Consider the following 15,118-nt stretch of genomic DNA (forward strand, 5'->3'; position numbering starts at 1 on the left):
GTGTGGGGGATGGGGTTAGGGGCGGGTTGGTTCCTTGGCGAGGAGTTCGGCGATCTGGGCGGTGTTCAGGGCTGCGCCCTTGCGGAGGTTGTCGCCGGTGACGAAGAGGTCCAGGGCGCGGGGGTCGTCCAGGGCGCGTCGGATCCGGCCGACCCAGGACGGGTCGGTGCCGACCGCGTCGATCGGCATCGGGAACTCGCCCGCGGCGGGGTCGTCGACCAGGATCACGCCGGGGGCGTTGCGCAGCGCCTCCCGCGCACCCTCGGCGTCCACCTCGGTGGCGAAGACCGCGTGGACGGCCACCGAGTGGCCGGTCACCACCGGCACCCGTACGCAGGTCGCGGAGACCTTGAGGTCGGGCAGGCCGAGGATCTTGCGGGACTCGTTGCGGACCTTCATCTCCTCGGACGACCACCCGAGGTCGGCGAGCGACCCGGCCCACGGCACCACGTTCAGCGCCAGCGGCGCGGGGAACGGACCGAGTTCGTCGCCGACCGCCTGGCGCACGTCGCCGGGGCGGGAACCCAGCACCCGGTCCCCGGCGATCTTGCCGAGTTGCAGGTGCAGCGCGTCCACGCCGGCCTGCCCCGCCCCCGACACCGCCTGGTACGAGGCGAGCACCAGCTCGCGCAGCCCGTACTCGCGGTGCAGCGGGGCGATCGCCACGATCATGGCGAGGGTGGTGCAGTTGGCGCTGGCGATGATCCCCTTGGGCCGGTTGCGTACCTGCTCGGGGTTGATCTCCGGGACCACCAACGGCACGTCGCGATCCATCCGGAAGGCGCCCGAGTTGTCGACCACGACCGCCCCGCGCCGCACCGCGACCGGCGCCCACTCGGCGGAGACCTCGTCGGGCACGTCGAACATGGCCACGTCGACGCCGTCGAACGCCTCGGGGGTGAGCGCCCCGACGGTCAGCTCCTCGCCCCGGCAGCGCACCGTGCGCCCGACCGAGCGTTCCGAGGCGAGCAGCCGGATCTCACCCCAGACGTTGCGCCGGGAGGAGAGCAGGTCGCACATCACGGTTCCGACGGCGCCGGTCGCCCCGACGACGGCGAGCGTGGGCTGCGCCGACACGGGCGCTACCGTCCCGTCCCCGCGTAGACCACGGCCTCGGAGTCGCCGCCCAGCTCGAACTGGTCGTGGATGGCCCGGACCGCCTTGTCGAGGTCGGTGTCCCGGCAGACCACGGAGACCCGGATCTCCGAGGTGGAGATCATCTCGATGTTGACCCCGGCCGCGCCGAGCGCGGCGAAGAAGCCCGCGGCGACACCCGGGTGCGACCGCATGCCGGCGCCGATCAGCGACACCTTGCCGACGTGGTCGTCGTAGAGCAGGCCGCGGAACTTGACCGCTTCCTGGATCTTGCTGAGCGCGGCCATGGCGGTGGGACCGTCGGTCTTGGGCAGCGTGAACGAGATGTCCGTGCGGCCGGTGCCCTCGGTGGAGACGTTCTGCACGATCATGTCGATGTTGATCTCGGCGCCGGCCACGGTGTCGAAGATCTTCGCGGCGGCACCGGGCTCGTCGGGCACGCCGACGATCGTGATCTTGGCTTCACTGCGGTCGTGGGCGACCCCGGTGATCAGTGCCTGTTCCACGGGAAGGTCCTCCATCGATCCGGTGACCATGGTGCCGGTGTTGGTCGAGTATGACGAACGGACGTGGATCGGCAACCCCGCGCGCCGCGCGTACTCCACGCTGCGCAGGTGCAGCACCTTGGCGCCGCAGGCGGCCAGCTCCAGCATCTCCTCGTAGGTGATCTGCTTGATGTGCCGCGCGTTCGGCACGATCCGCGGGTCGGCGCTGAAGATGCCGTCCACATCGGTGTAGATCTCGCACACGTCGGCGCGCAGCGCGGCGGCGAGCGCCACGGCGGTGGTGTCCGAGCCACCCCGGCCCAGCGTGGTGACGTCCTTGGTGTCCTGCGAGACGCCCTGGAAACCGGCGACGATCACCACCGCGCCCTCGTCGAGCGCGCCCTTGAGCCGGCCCGGGGTGACGTCGATGATCCGCGCCCGCCCGTGCACCGAGGTGGTGATGACACCGGCCTGCGAGCCGGTGAAGGAGCGGGCCTCGTACCCCAGGTTGTGGATGGCCATGGCGAGCAGCGCCATGGAGATCCGCTCCCCGGCGGTGAGCAGCATGTCCAGCTCGCGCCCCGGCGGCAGCGGGCTGACCTGGTTGGCCAGGTCGAGCAGCTCGTCGGTGGTGTCACCCATCGCCGAGACCACCACCACGACGTCGTCGCCGGCTTTGCGGGCGGCGACGATGCGCTCCGCCACCCGCTTGATGCGCTCGGCGTTGGCGACGGAGGATCCGCCGTACTTCTGCACCACGAGTGCCACGACGGTGCACTCCCTCCCAGCGATGACCCTGAGCGTGCCGACGCCGCCGGGTCGAATGGTCCGGCGGCGCGTGTCAGACCTGTCCAGGGTATCGGTCGGTACGCGAGGACGGGTCGGGTGATCCCACCATCCGGCGGAAGCGGCAGGTCGACGGCCTGCCCGCGGCGGTCGCACCGGCCCCCGCCGCGGGCCGGTCGGCCCTCGGCCGCACGGGTCCGTGGGCGGCGGGCGCGCGGCGCAGAATGACCGGGTGCTTGCCCATCCGCGCGTGACGCGCCGGTCGATCGGTGCCCTGGCCCTGCTCCTGGCGGCGCTCCTCGCCGCCTGCACCGCCGACCGGCCGGCCCCGGCACCCACCGCCGGCTCCGCCGGCCCGGGGCCGGCCGAGGTGGACGCCGCCCGGGACGAGCTGGCCGCGCTGGCGGCGGCGGCACGGGACCGCCGGCTCACCGCCCGCTACACGCTCACCGGCACCGACGGGCCGGCCCGGGACGTCACGGTGGTCAGCGCCGCGGACGGCACCTGGCGGGTCGACGTACCGGCGGGCGCGCTCGGCGGTACGGCCGACGTCTCGCTGGCCACCACCGCGGACGGGCTCTTCCAGTGCGGCCTCCCGTCGGCCGGCCGCCCCGAGGCCGCGAGCTGCGTCCGGATCGGCGACCGGGGGGACTCCGTGCCACGCCGGCTGGACCCCCGGGTGCAGCACCCGTTCACCGACTGGCTGGAGGTGCTCACCGACCGGCGCGCCCCGCTCGCGGTCTCCCCCGCCGCCGCGCCCCCGGGCGTGGCCGGCACCTGCTACGCGGTGGAGACCACCTCCGCCTCGCTCAACCCGCCGCTGGACGTCGGGATCTACTGCTACGAGCCGGACGGGACGCCCACCTACGTCCGCGCCGCCCTCGGCACCCTCACCCTGGCCGGGCCGCCCGGGCCGGCACCGGCCACCGTGCCGCTGGCCGGGCCGGTGGTGAATGCCGAGCCGCTGGGCCTGGACGCGCCCGCGCCGACCGAGGTCCCGAGCGCGGGAACGTCCTGACCCCTCGCGGCGTTACGGGTGCGCTTGACCACATTTGCCCCCACCCGCCGGGTGGCACTAATCGCCCATACGGGACGCTCTTCGCATGGTCGACCTCACCCCGCTGCTCGCCTTCCGCTGGAGCCCCCGCGCCTTCGACCCGGCCGCCGCGCTGACCGGGGACGAGGCGTCCTCGCTGCTGGAGGCCGCCCGCTGGGCCCCGTCGGCGGGCAACGCCCAGCCCTGGCGGTTCGCCCTCGGCCACCGGGACGACGAGAGCTGGAAGCGGATCCTGGTCAGCCTTCCCGAGCACGACCAGCGCTGGGCCCGGCACGCCGCCGCCCTGGTGGTGGGCGCGCACGCCGGCACCGACCCGGAGCGGGCCGCGTACGACCTGGGGCAGGCGATGGCCCACCTCACCGTGCAGGCCACCGCGCTCGGCCTGCACGTGCACCAGATCAGCCGCTTCGACCGCGCCGCGCTCTGCGCCGACCTGGACCTGCCGCCCGCCGTACGCCCGCTGGTGGTGGCGGCCGTCGGCCGGCTCGGCGACCCGTTCGACCTGCCCGAGGAACTGCGGCGACGGGAGACCGCGCTGCGCCACCGGCAGCCGGTGCACGCCCTGCTGCTGCGCTGAGCACTGCGACCGCCGTGACTCCGATCCCATACTCCGGACCTACCTTCCCACCCCCCGTCTCACCACGTAGGGTGACCTTGTCATGTGGCAGGCGTACCTTCTCCTTGGTCGCCGCGACGAGGCCTGACCGGCCGGCACCTCGTCGCGGAGTCGAACCGCGCCGTCCAGCAGATCCGAACTTCCTCTCGGCCCCGTCCGGGCACCGTCGCCCGGCACTCGCCGACACCTTCCGATTGCTGACGCCCGACATGACCCACGGGAGCACTCCGCCATGGCTCAACCCGCCACTGACGCCGAGACCGATCCGATCGCCCGGCAGCGCCCCAGCCGGATGCCGTTCCGCCGCTACCAGCCGTACCAGCAGCAGTTCCGCATCGACCTGCCGGACCGCGCCTGGCCGACCCGGCACGTCGAGGCCGCGCCCCGCTGGTGCGCGGTCGACCTGCGCGACGGCAACCAGGCCCTGATCGACCCGATGTCCCCGGAGCGCAAGCGCCGGATGTTCCAGCTGCTGGTGCAGATGGGCTACAAGGAGATCGAGGTCGGCTTCCCCTCGGCCAGCCAGACCGACTTCGACTTCGTCCGGCAGCTGATCGAGCAGGACCTGATCCCGGAGGACGTCACCATCCAGGTGCTCACCCAGTGCCGGGAGCACCTGATCGACCGGACGTTCGAGTCGCTGCGCGGTGCCCGGCGGGCGATCGTGCACTTCTACAACTCCACCTCGACGCTGCAGCGCCGGGTGGTCTTCGGGCTGGACCGCGACGGCATCACCGACATCGCCACCCAGGGTGCGCGGCTCTGCCAGAAGTACGCCGAGATTCACACCCCGGACACCGACATCCACTACGAGTACTCGCCGGAGTCGTACACGGGCACCGAGCTGGAGTACGCGCTGGAGGTCTGCGCCAAGGTCATCGAGGTCGTCGACCCGACCCCCGACCGCAAGCTGATCCTCAACCTGCCGGCCACCGTCGAGATGGCCATGCCGAACGTGTACGCCGACTCGATCGAGTGGATGCACCGGCACCTGCCCCGGCGGGACAGCGTGGTGCTGAGCCTGCACCCGCACAACGACCGGGGCACCGGGGTAGCCGCCGCCGAGCTGGGCCTGCTGGCCGGCGCGGACCGGATCGAGGGCTGCCTGTTCGGCAACGGCGAGCGCACCGGCAACGTGGACCTGGTGACGCTGGGGCTGAACCTGTTCTCCCAGGGCATCGACCCGATGATCGACTTCTCGAACATCGACGAGGTGAAGCGGGCCGTCGAGTACTGCAACCAGCTGCCAGTGCACGAGCGCCACCCGTACGCGGGCGACCTGGTCTACACCGCCTTCTCCGGCTCCCACCAGGACGCGATCAAGAAGGGCTTCGACGCGCTGGCCGCGGACGCGGCGGCGGCCGGGGTGCCGATCGACCAGCAGCAGTGGGCGGTGCCGTACCTGCCGATCGACCCGAAGGACCTGGGCCGCACCTACGAGGCGGTCATCCGGGTCAACTCGCAGTCCGGCAAGGGCGGCATCGCGTACATCATGAAGACCGAGCACCAGCTCGACCTGCCGCGCCGGCTCCAGATCGAGTTCTCCGGGGTGGTTCAGCAGGTCACCGACCACGACGGCGGCGAGGTCGACCCGGGCACCATGTGGGAGATCTTCGCGGGGCACTACCTGCTCGACCACCAGAGCGACCCGGCCGTCACCCTGGCCGGCTACACGATCGGCACCGTCGACGGCAAGGTCGAGATCGAGGCCGAGGTGGGCCTGGGCGGGGAGCGCCGCGCGCTCGCCGCGGTCGGCAACGGCCCGATCGACGCGTACGTCAACGCGTTGCAGGCGGTCGGCGTGGCGGTACGCGTGCTCGACTACCACGAGCACGCGCTCTCCTCCGGTGGTGACGCGCAGGCCGCCGCGTACGTCGAGTGCGAGGTCGACGGTCGTACGGTGTGGGGCGTCGGGATGGACGCCAACATCGTCACCGCCTCGGTGAAGGCGGTCACCAGCGCGGTCAACCGCGCCCGCGGCTGAAGCAGGCGGCGGGGTCCGGCTCCGGCCGGGCCCTGCCGCCCGGCACCGTCCGGCCGGAACGGCCCCGGCCGACCGGCCATGACCACCGACCGTGGCGACCGAACGTCACGACTCGGGCGGGGTGGACGCGGGCGACGAGTCGCGGGGCTGCGACGGCGGGGCCGCGTCCCTGGGCGGCCGGTGCACGAGCAGGCCGGCCGTGGCCGCCCCGACCAGCAGCAGCCCGGCACACCAAGCCATCGCCCCCCGGTACGCGGGGGTCAGCTCGGCCGACTGGGCGTACCCGGTGCCGGAGAGCCCGACCAGCAGCGGTAGCGCGGCCACCGCGAGCAGGCCGCCCACCCGGGACGCGGCGTTGTTGAAGCCGCTCGCCACCCCGGCGAAGCGGTCGGAGACCGCGGCCAGCACCGAGGCGGTCAGCGGTGCCACCACCAGGGTCAGCCCCACGCCGAACACGAGCACCCCGGGCAGCACGTCCACCCAGTACGAGGCGCCCGGGCCGACCCGGCGTAGCAGCAGCAGGCCCACGGCGGCGACGACCGGGCCGACGGTCAGCGGCAGCCGCGGCCCGATCCGCGCCGACAGGGCACCGGCGCGGGCCGACCCGAGCAGCAGCACCGCGGTCATCGGGACGGTGGCCAGCCCGGTGCGGACCGCCGACCAGCCCACGACGTTCTGGAGATAGACGGCGAAGAAGAACATGAAGCCGCCGAGCGCCGCGTAGACGATCACGGTGAACAGGTTGAGCACCGAGAAGAGCCGGCTGCTGAACAGCCCGGTGGGGAGCATCGCCGCGTCGCCCCGGCGCCGCTCCACCAGCACGAAGAACACCGCGCCCAGTACGCCCACCAGCACGGCCAGCAGCACCGGGAGCGAGCGGACGCCCCGCGCCGGGGCGTCGATCAGCGCGTACGTGACGCCGGCCAGGCCGAGCGCGCCGAGCAGCGCCCCCGGCACGTCGAAGCGCTGTCCCCCGCCACGCGAGGCGTTCTCGTCACGGCTCTCCGGGACCCAGCGCAGCGCCGCCAGGATCACCGCCACCGCCACCGGCACGTTGACGAAGAAGATCCACCGCCAGGAGAGCGCGTCGACCATCCAGCCGCCGAGGAAGGGGCCGAGCGCGGTGGACACCCCGGACAGCCCGGACCACGCGCCGATGGCCCGGCCCCGGTCGTCCGGGTGGAAGCTGGCCTGCAGCACGCTGAGCGAGCCCGGGGTGAGCAGCGCCCCGCCAGCCCCCTGGAGGAACCGGGCGGCGACCAGCCAGCCGGTGTCCTGGGCCAGGCCGCAGAGGACGGAGGCGCCGGCGAACCAGACCACCCCGATCAGGAAGAGCCGGCGTCGGCCGAAGCGGTCCCCGAGCGCCCCGCCCAGCAGCACGAACGCGGCCAGCGTCAGCAGGTAGCCGTTGACCGTCCACTGCAGATCCGCGATGGTCGCGTCGAGTTCGTCGCCGAGCCGGGGCAGTGCGACGTTGACCACCGTGCTGTCCAGGAAGACCATTCCGGAGGCGAGGATCGCGGCCAGCAGGGCACCCCGACCGGCGCCGCTGCGCATCCGCAGCGCGTGAGCGGGTGTGGGCATGGGTACCAATCTGCCCGCGCCCGGGTGAGAGATTCCACGAAACGCCGAAACCGTGCCCGGGTACTGTGCGGGATCGCCGGGAGCCCGCAAGCTGGAGAGGTGTCGTCTGTGCGTACCAGATCAGGAGCCCGTGGGACGGCGGCCGCCGCGCTCGCCGCGGTGCTCGCCCTCGGCGTCGGCGGTTGCGACGTCTCGCTCGACGAGCCGGAGGCGCCGCCGAGCAGCGCCGGCAACGTCGGTGAGCAGCTCGCCGAGCTGACCGTCGCCAAGGCGGGCTCGATGCGGGGTTACAGCCGTGAGCGCTTCCCGCACTGGCGGGACACCGGCACCAACTGCGACGTCCGGGACAGCGTGCTCAAGCGCGACGGCGAGGACATCCGCCTCTCCGGCTGCAACGTGGTCGCCGGGCACTGGGAGAGCGTCTACGACGGGCGCAGCTTCACCGATCCCTCCGACGTGGACGTCGACCACATGGTGCCGTTGGCCAACGCCTGGCGCTCGGGCGCGAACGAGTGGGACGACGCCCGGCGCGGCGAGTTCGCCAACGACCTGACCCGCCCGCAGCTCATCGCGGTTTCCGCGTCCTCGAACCGGGCAAAGGGTGACCAGGACCCGTCGCAGTGGAAACCGGCGAACCGGTCGTACTGGTGCAAGTACGCCGAGAGTTGGGTGACGGTCAAGCATCACTGGCGGCTGACGGTGACCAGCGCCGAGAAGGCCGCCCTCAGCGACATGTTGGAGGGTTGCACATGGGCGAACAAGCCGTGACCGGGGCGGGGGCGACCCCCGCGCCGGAGCAGGCGCCGGACGCCGGCGGGGAGAACGCGGCCGCCGCCACCGGCAGCGGCGGCACCGGCACGACCGCCGCCACCGCCGGGATGACCGCCGACGGGCACCCGGCGGCGCCCGCCGCCGTGCCCGGTGCGGGCATGAGCGCCGACGCCGGTGCCGGCGGATCACCCCGGGAGCTGACCGCGGACCTGGTGGCCGGGCCCGGCGGGGTGATGACCGACGAGGTCGGCGTGGTCACCGGCGACCTGACCTTGCAGACCCGGTACGCCGACGGCCAGGTCACCCTCGCCGTGCAGTACAAGGACGCCGACGAGTGGTACGCGGTGACCGGCGGGAAGGCCGCGCTGGCCGACCCGGCCGGCCTGGACGCCGTGCACGCCGTCGCGGTCGCCCTGCTCCACCGCCCGGAGGGCTGAGACAGACCGAGGCCCGGCGACCCTGCGGGGTCGCCGGGCCTCGGCACGTGCTCACGGAGTCGGGATCAGCTCACCGGTGTCGCCCGGCGCCCCACCGTCGTCCGGCCGGACCAGCTCCGGCTCGACCTCGTGCGGCCGGATCCGCCCGGCCGCGATCTCCTCGGCGTAGTGGCAGGCGACCCGGTGCCCGCTCACCACCTCGCGCAGCGCCGGCCGCTCGTCGGCACATCGGGTCGGCTGCGCCCACGGGCACCGGGTGTGGAAACGGCACCCGGAGGGCGGGTTGGTCGGCGAGGGCAGGTCGCCGGCGAGCAGGATCCGCTCGCGGCGGTCCTCCACCAGCGGGTCCGGCACCGGCACCGCCGACATCAGCGCCTTCGTGTACGGGTGCATCGGCTCCCGGTAGAGGTCGTCGCTGGACGCCTCCTCGACCAGGCCGCCCAGGTACATCACGCCCACCGTGTCGGCGATGTGCCGGACCACCGCCAGGTCGTGCGCGATGATCAGATACGTCAGGCCGCGCTCGTTCTGCAGGTCCTCCAGCAGGTTGAGCACCTGCGCCTGGATGGACACGTCGAGCGCCGACACCGGCTCGTCGGCGACGATCAGCTCCGGGTTGAGCACCAGCGCCCGGGCGATGCCGATCCGCTGCCGCTGGCCGCCGGAGAACTCGTGCGGGTACTTGCTCAGCGCCGACGCGGGCAGGCCGACGGCCTCCAGGGTCTCCCGCAGCCGCCGGCTCGTCTCCGCCTTGTCGTCGGCGAGGCCGTGCGCCTTGAGTCCCTCGACCAGCAGCGACTCCACCGACTGCCGGGGGTCCAGGCTGGACAGCGGATCCTGGAAGATCATCTGCATCCGGCGCCGGGCCAGGCGCATCTTCTCGCCCTTGAGCTGCCGGACGTCGGTGCCGTCGAAGACGATCTCGCCGTCGGTCGGCTCGACCAGCCGCAGCAGGCCCCGGCCCAGCGTCGACTTGCCGCAGCCCGACTCGCCGACCAGCCCGTACGTCTCACCCGCCTGGATGGAGAGGGAGACGCCGTCGACGGCGTAGACGTAGCCGACGGTGCGGTCGAAGAGCAGGCCGCTCTTGATCGGGAAGTGGACCTTGAGGTCGCGCAGTTCGACCAGTGGTCCGGTCCGCTCGGTCACGGGACCGCCACCTCCTCGGAAACGGGGTTGTTGCAGCGAAGGTCGCCGCCGGTGGCGGTGGGCTCCAGCGGAGGCGGGCCCTCCAGGCAGGCGTCCACCACGTTGTCGCAGCGCGGCGCGAAGGCGCACCCCTCGGGCCACGGGATGTTGTCGGCCACCGAGCCGCGGATCGCGTGCAGCCGCTCGCCGCGCGGCGAGTCCAGCCGCGGCACCGAGCTGAGTAGCCCGTGGGTGTACGGGTGCCGGGCCCGGGCGAACAGCTCGTGCCGGGCGGCCCGCTCCACCACCTTGCCGCCGTAGAGCACGTTGACCGTGTCGCAGAGACCGGCCACCACGCCCAGGTCGTGGGTGATCATGATCAGCGCGGTGCCGGTCTCGTCGACCAGCTGCTTGAGCAGGGTGAGGATCTGCGCCTGGATGGTCACGTCCAGCGCGGTGGTCGGCTCGTCCGCGATCAGCAGCCGCGGCTTGCAGGCCAGCGCGATGGCGATCAGCGCGCGCTGCCGCATGCCGCCGGAGATCTGGTGCGGGTACTCCTTGAGCCGCCGGTCCGGGTCGGGGATGCCGACCGCGTCGAGCAGTTCCTTCGCCTCCCGCAGCGCCTTCTTCCGGTCCATCCCCTGGTGCCGCTCCAGCACCTCGGCCACCTGCACACCGATCGGGATCACCGGGTTCAGCGAGGAGAGCGGGTCCTGGAAGATCATGCCGATGTCCCGGCCGCGCCGGTCCCGCATGTCGTCCGCGCGGAGCTTGAGCAGGTCCGTGCCGTCGAAGAGCACCTCGCCGCTGACCTTGTTGCCCCGCTTGGGCAGCAGGCCCATGATCGCCAGGCTGGTCACGCTCTTGCCGCAGCCGGACTCGCCGACCAGGCCGACGGTCTGCCCCGGCTCCACGCTGAAGCTCACCTTGTCGACGGCGGTGAACGGCCGCTCGCCCCGCCGCTGGAACACCACGCTCAGGTCGCGTACGTCGAGCAGGCTCATCGGGTCACTTCCTCACTGCACTGGTGCTTCGCTCGCCGGCGGCCTCCGCCGGCGGTGCTGGTCCGCCGCACCGCCGTCACCGCCGGTTCTTCGGGTCGATGGCCTCGCGCATCGCCTCACCGAGGAGGGTGAAGCCGAGCGCGACCACGATGATGGCGAGCGCCGGGTAGTAGGCCAGCTCGGGGCGGACCTCGAAGTAGCGCTGGCCGTCCACGCCGAGCATCAGGCCCCACTCGGCGCGGTTGATGTCCGGGTCGCCGAGGCCGAGGAAGGAGAGCGCGGCGGCGTCCAGGATCGCCACCGCGAAGGTGAGCGTGGCCTGCACGATCACCGCGGTCAGCGAGTTGGGCAGCATGTGCCGCAGCACGATGTTGCGTTCCTTGACGCCGAGCGCCCGGGCGGCGAGCACGTGGTCGCTCTCCCGCTGGGCGAGCATCGACCCGCGCAGCAGCCGGGCGAAGATCGGCACGTTGACGATGGCCACCGCGAAGATGACCGTCCACTGGCTGGACCGGCTGGCCATGGCGACCAGGGTGATCGCCAGCAGCAGGCTGGGCAGCGCCAGCATCACGTCGGTGAGCCGCATCAGGACGACGTCGACCCAGCCGCCGAAGGCACCCGCGATCGCGCCGAGCAGCACGCCGAGGCTGAGCCCGATCAGGGTGGCAAGAACACCGACGAAGAGGGTCTGCCGGCTGCCGTGGATCAGGCGGGACAGGAAGTCGCGGCCCAGCGGGTCGGATCCCAGCGGGTGCTCCGCGCTGGCGCCCGGGATGCTGTCGACCGTGAGGTTCTTGGTCAGCGCGTCGAAGCGCTGCACCGGGTCGTGCGGGGCGATCAGCGGGGCGAAGACCGCCACCAGGACGAACAGCCCGACGATGGTGGCGCCGACGATGGCCACCGGGTTGCGGCGGAGCCGGCTCAGCGCGTCGCGGAAGAGGCTGACGCCGCCCTTCTCGGCGCTGGCCCGGGCCAGCTCCTCCAGCCGCGCCTTCTTCCGGTCGCCGAGCAGGCCGATACTGCGTTCGCTCATGCCGTCGCCTCGCTTCGCTCGCCGGTGCGGTACCCGGCCGTGATCTGCTCGCTCATCGCACACGCACCCGGGGGTCGATGAAGGCGTAGGAGAGGTCGACCAGCAGGTTGACCATCACGAAGATCAGCGCGGCGAGCAGGATGATCGCCTGGAGGACCGGGTAGTCCCGGCCGCCGCTGATCGAGTCGGTGATCAGCGTGCCGAGCCCGCCCCAGTTGTAGACCTTCTCGGTGAGCACGGCGCCGGAGAGCAGCGCGCCGGTCTGCAGGCCGATGGTGGTGACCACCGGCAGCAGGGCGTTGCGCAGGATGTGCCGGCCGCGGATGGTGCGGTGCCGCAGACCCTTGGCCTCGGCGGTGCGCACGTAGTCCTCGTTGAGCACGTCGAGCACGCTGGCCCGGGTGATCCGCACGATCACCGCGAGCGGGATGGTGGCCAGCGTGACCGCCGGCAGGATCAGGTGCCAGAGCGCGTCGGCGGTGGCGTCGAACTCCCGGGTGAGCAGGCTGTCGAGGACGAAGAAGCCGGTGACCTCGGTGTTGTCCAGCCCGGTGCTGACCCGCCCGGAGGGCGGGAACCAGTGGATGCTCTGGGTGAAGACGTCCTTGAGCAGGTAGCCCAGGAAGAAGATCGGGATCGAGATGCCGAGCAGGGTGCCGGCGATGGTCAGGTTGTCCGGCCAGCGGCCCCGCCAGCGGGCGGCGAGGTAGCCGAGCGGGACACCCAGACCCACCGCGATGATCATCGCGGCGAGGGCCAGCTCGATGGTGGCGGGGAAGGCCCGGCCGAGCACCTCGGTGACCGGGTCACCGGACCGGATGGAGTTGCCGAAGTCCCCGGTGAGGACCCGCTGCATGAACTTGCCGTACTGCACCAGGATCGGCTGGTCGTAGCCGAGCGCCTTGATCAGCAGGGCGCGGCGTTCCGGGGTGGCCCGCTCACCGAGCAGCGCCTCCACCGGGCCGCCGGGCAGGTTCCGCAGCCAGATGAAGATCAGCGCCGACAGCGCTATCAGGGTCACCACCAGCTGCAGCAGGCGGCGGACTATGACTCGCAACATCTCTCACACACCAGACTCTCGATGTTCGCGGAATCGGCCCGGGCCGGGGTGGAGCCCCCGACCCGGGCCGATTCGCGCCTACGGCGTCAGCCGACGTACGTCACTTGCTGACGCTGACCGTGTTGAACCGCTCGTCGGTCAGCGGGCTGGCGATCACGCCCTTGACGTCCTTCGTGACGACGATGGCCGGCGGGGCGTGCCAGACCGGCACGGCCGGCAGCCACTTGGTGGCGATGTCCCGGTTGACCTGCTCCCAGGCCGCCTTCTTGGCCGCCTCGTCGACGGTGGCGTCGGCCTTGGCGATGGCGTCGAACATCTCGGTCATCGCCTGGTCGCCGAACTCGACCTTGCCCCGGCCGAAGAACGTGCCGACGAAGTTGCCCGGGTCGTTGTAGTCACCGGTCCAGCCCAGGATGTGCAGGTCCTGCTTGCCGAACTGCTGCACGTCGTCCTTGAAGCCACCGTTCCACGGGCGCGGCACACCGTTGACCTTGATGCCCACGGCCTGCAGGTCGTTGGCGAGAACGGTGAAGATCTCCTGCGGGTTCGGCATGTACGGCCGCGAGACGTCCGGCGGGTAGTAGAAGTTGAGGGTCAGACCCTCGGCGCCGGCCTCCTTGAGCAGCTGCTTGGCCTTCTCCGGGTTGTAGTCGTACTTCTGCGTGTCCGGCGCGTAGCCGAGCACGGTGTCCGGCATGAACTGGTCGGCGACCTTGGTGCCACCCGGGCCCTTGGTCTGCACGAGCTGCTGACGGTTGAGGGCGTAGGCGATCGCCTGGCGCACCCGCAGGTCCTTCAGCTTCGGGTTCTTCTGGTTGATGCCCAGGTAGAGGATGTTGAACGCAGGCCGGTCGAGAACCTGGAAGCCCTCACCGGAGAGCGCCTTGCGGTCGGCCGGGGCCGGGAAGTCGATGCCCTGGACGGTGCCCGCGCGCAGCTCCTGCTTGCGGGTGTTCTCGTCCTTGATGATCTTGATGATCAGCTTGTCGACCTTGGCCTTCTCCCCGAAGTAGTCCGGGTTCCGGTTCAGGGTGATCTCGTTCTTGGCCTTGTCCCAGCCGCCGAAGGTGAACGGACCGGTGCCGACCGGGGTGCTGGTCGCGAACGAGCTGTACTCGAAGGAGTCGCCGTTCTGCTTGACCGTGTCGGCGTCACCCTTCTTCAGGGCGTCCGGGCTGGCGATGGAGAGCGCGGTCAGCGCGAAGGCGCCGGGGAACGCGCCCTTGTACTGGTTCAGCGTGATGACGGCGGTGCCGTCGTCCTTCGCCTCGCACTTGTTGTAGACCGGCTTGCCGGCGTCCGGGTTCTCGTTCTTCGCGAAGCCGCCGAAGACGTCCATGTAGTAGATCATCTGCGACTGGGCGGCGGCGCCCTTCATGTTGTACCAGCGGTCGAAGTTGAAGCAGACCGCCGTGGCGTTGAAGGGGGTGCCGTCGTGGAACTTCACGCCCTGGCGCAGCTTGAAGGTCCAGACCTTGCCCTCAGGGTCGTGCTCCCAGCTCTCGGCCAGGCCGCCCTGCAGCTCCGCCGTGCCCGGCTTGTGCTGGATGAGGGTGTCGTACATCTGCCGGATCGGCCGGAACGACTCACCGTCGTCGTTGAAGATCGGGTCGAAGTTCTTGGGGTCACCGGCACCCGCGAAGATGAAGGTGCCGCCCGTCTTGGCCTCGCCACTGTCGTCGCTGCGGTCGCTCTCCGCACAGCCGGCCGCGCCGACCGCCAGGGCTGCAACGGCCGCGAGGGTCACAGCCGTTCTGAGCCTTCTCGCCTGCATCTCTCACCTCTGTCATCCGCGTGACCACGCCGGTTCATGGCTCGGTCCGTGAGCGGGAGGCTATGACAGGAGACACAGAAGCGGAACGGCCGTTAGGCAATCGCTATCAAGCCGACACCAAGCGACCGGGTCTGACACCCTCGGATCGGCGGACAAACGGGACTGTCACACCTGGCACCCCGTCCGAGAGTGTCCGCGCCCGGTCGGCCCGAACCCCCCAAAACCCCTCCCCCGGGCCACCGCCCGCCCCCGCCAGGTCCTCTTCGGGTACGCGGACACCCGTCCCCGCCTGCCGCCAAGCGGA

General features: G+C 71.7%; 12 protein-coding genes and 1 pseudogene. 5 read left to right on the forward strand and 8 right to left on the reverse strand.

Annotated elements, in window-relative coordinates; genetic code table 11:
• Positions 1-15: 15 nt before the first annotated feature.
• Both ACSNN7_RS25945 and ACSNN7_RS25950 read right to left on the reverse strand, forming a co-directional pair.
• Positions 16-1,077, reverse strand: a complete 1,062-nt coding sequence (locus ACSNN7_RS25945) for an aspartate-semialdehyde dehydrogenase (RefSeq protein WP_436683560.1) — start codon at positions 1,075-1,077, stop codon at positions 16-18.
• 5 nt (positions 1,078-1,082) lie between these two features.
• Positions 1,083-2,348, reverse strand: coding sequence for an aspartate kinase (locus tag ACSNN7_RS25950; RefSeq protein ID WP_179802241.1), 1,266 nt, complete (start codon positions 2,346-2,348; stop codon positions 1,083-1,085).
• A gap of 250 nt (positions 2,349-2,598) precedes the next feature.
• On the opposite strand from ACSNN7_RS25950, the gene ACSNN7_RS25955 reads away from it, so the two are divergent.
• The 3 genes and pseudogenes from ACSNN7_RS25955 (at position 2,599) to leuA (ending at position 6,023) form a co-directional block, all read left to right on the forward strand.
• Entirely contained in the window at positions 2,599-3,384 is a 786-nt protein-coding gene (locus ACSNN7_RS25955; protein ID WP_436683562.1) for a hypothetical protein, read from the forward strand.
• 85 nt (positions 3,385-3,469) lie between these two features.
• Positions 3,470-3,994, forward strand: a pseudogene (locus ACSNN7_RS25960) (nitroreductase family protein); the annotation flags it as partial.
• A gap of 277 nt (positions 3,995-4,271) precedes the next feature.
• Positions 4,272-6,023, forward strand: coding sequence for a 2-isopropylmalate synthase (leuA, locus tag ACSNN7_RS25965; RefSeq protein WP_436683563.1), 1,752 nt, complete (start codon positions 4,272-4,274; stop codon positions 6,021-6,023).
• A 105-nt stretch (positions 6,024-6,128) separates the two neighbouring features.
• On the opposite strand, the gene ACSNN7_RS25970 is transcribed toward leuA, so the two are convergent.
• Entirely contained in the window at positions 6,129-7,607 is a 1,479-nt protein-coding gene (locus tag ACSNN7_RS25970; RefSeq protein ID WP_436683564.1) for an MFS transporter, read from the reverse strand.
• 108 nt (positions 7,608-7,715) lie between these two features.
• Between ACSNN7_RS25970 and ACSNN7_RS25975 the strand changes: the two genes are divergently transcribed.
• Positions 7,716-8,375, forward strand: coding sequence for an HNH endonuclease family protein (locus ACSNN7_RS25975; RefSeq protein WP_436683566.1), 660 nt, complete (start codon positions 7,716-7,718; stop codon positions 8,373-8,375).
• The gene (locus tag ACSNN7_RS25980) at positions 8,357-8,815 is read left to right on the forward strand and encodes a hypothetical protein (RefSeq protein WP_436683567.1); all 459 of its coding nucleotides are present in this window, start codon (positions 8,357-8,359) and stop codon (positions 8,813-8,815) included. Before ACSNN7_RS25975 ends, ACSNN7_RS25980 begins: the two co-directional genes overlap by 19 nt.
• 51 nt (positions 8,816-8,866) lie before the next feature.
• Here ACSNN7_RS25980 and ACSNN7_RS25985 read toward each other — a convergent pair whose 3' ends face one another.
• The 5 genes from ACSNN7_RS25985 to ACSNN7_RS26005 all read right to left on the reverse strand — a co-directional run bounded on the left by ACSNN7_RS25985 (position 8,867) and on the right by ACSNN7_RS26005 (position 14,814).
• Positions 8,867-9,964 (reverse strand): ABC transporter ATP-binding protein, encoded by a 1,098-nt coding sequence (locus ACSNN7_RS25985; protein WP_436683568.1) that lies wholly within the window; start codon positions 9,962-9,964, stop codon positions 8,867-8,869.
• Entirely contained in the window at positions 9,961-10,947 is a 987-nt protein-coding gene (locus ACSNN7_RS25990) for an ABC transporter ATP-binding protein (RefSeq protein WP_436683570.1), read from the reverse strand. Before ACSNN7_RS25990 ends, ACSNN7_RS25985 begins: the two co-directional genes overlap by 4 nt.
• A gap of 76 nt (positions 10,948-11,023) precedes the next feature.
• A complete protein-coding gene (locus ACSNN7_RS25995; RefSeq protein WP_436683571.1) occupies positions 11,024-11,980 on the reverse strand; it encodes an ABC transporter permease in 957 nt (318 codons plus the stop codon).
• 52 nt (positions 11,981-12,032) lie between these two features.
• Positions 12,033-13,040, reverse strand: coding sequence for an ABC transporter permease (locus ACSNN7_RS26000; RefSeq protein ID WP_436683572.1), 1,008 nt, complete (start codon positions 13,038-13,040; stop codon positions 12,033-12,035).
• Between the two features lie 100 nt (positions 13,041-13,140).
• Positions 13,141-14,814 (reverse strand): ABC transporter substrate-binding protein, encoded by a 1,674-nt coding sequence (locus ACSNN7_RS26005; RefSeq protein ID WP_436683574.1) that lies wholly within the window; start codon positions 14,812-14,814, stop codon positions 13,141-13,143.
• Between the last annotated feature and the right edge of the window lie 304 nt (positions 14,815-15,118).

It is taken from the genome of Micromonospora sp. URMC 105, assembly GCF_051386295.1.
Lineage (GTDB): Bacteria > Actinomycetota > Actinomycetes > Mycobacteriales > Micromonosporaceae > Micromonospora.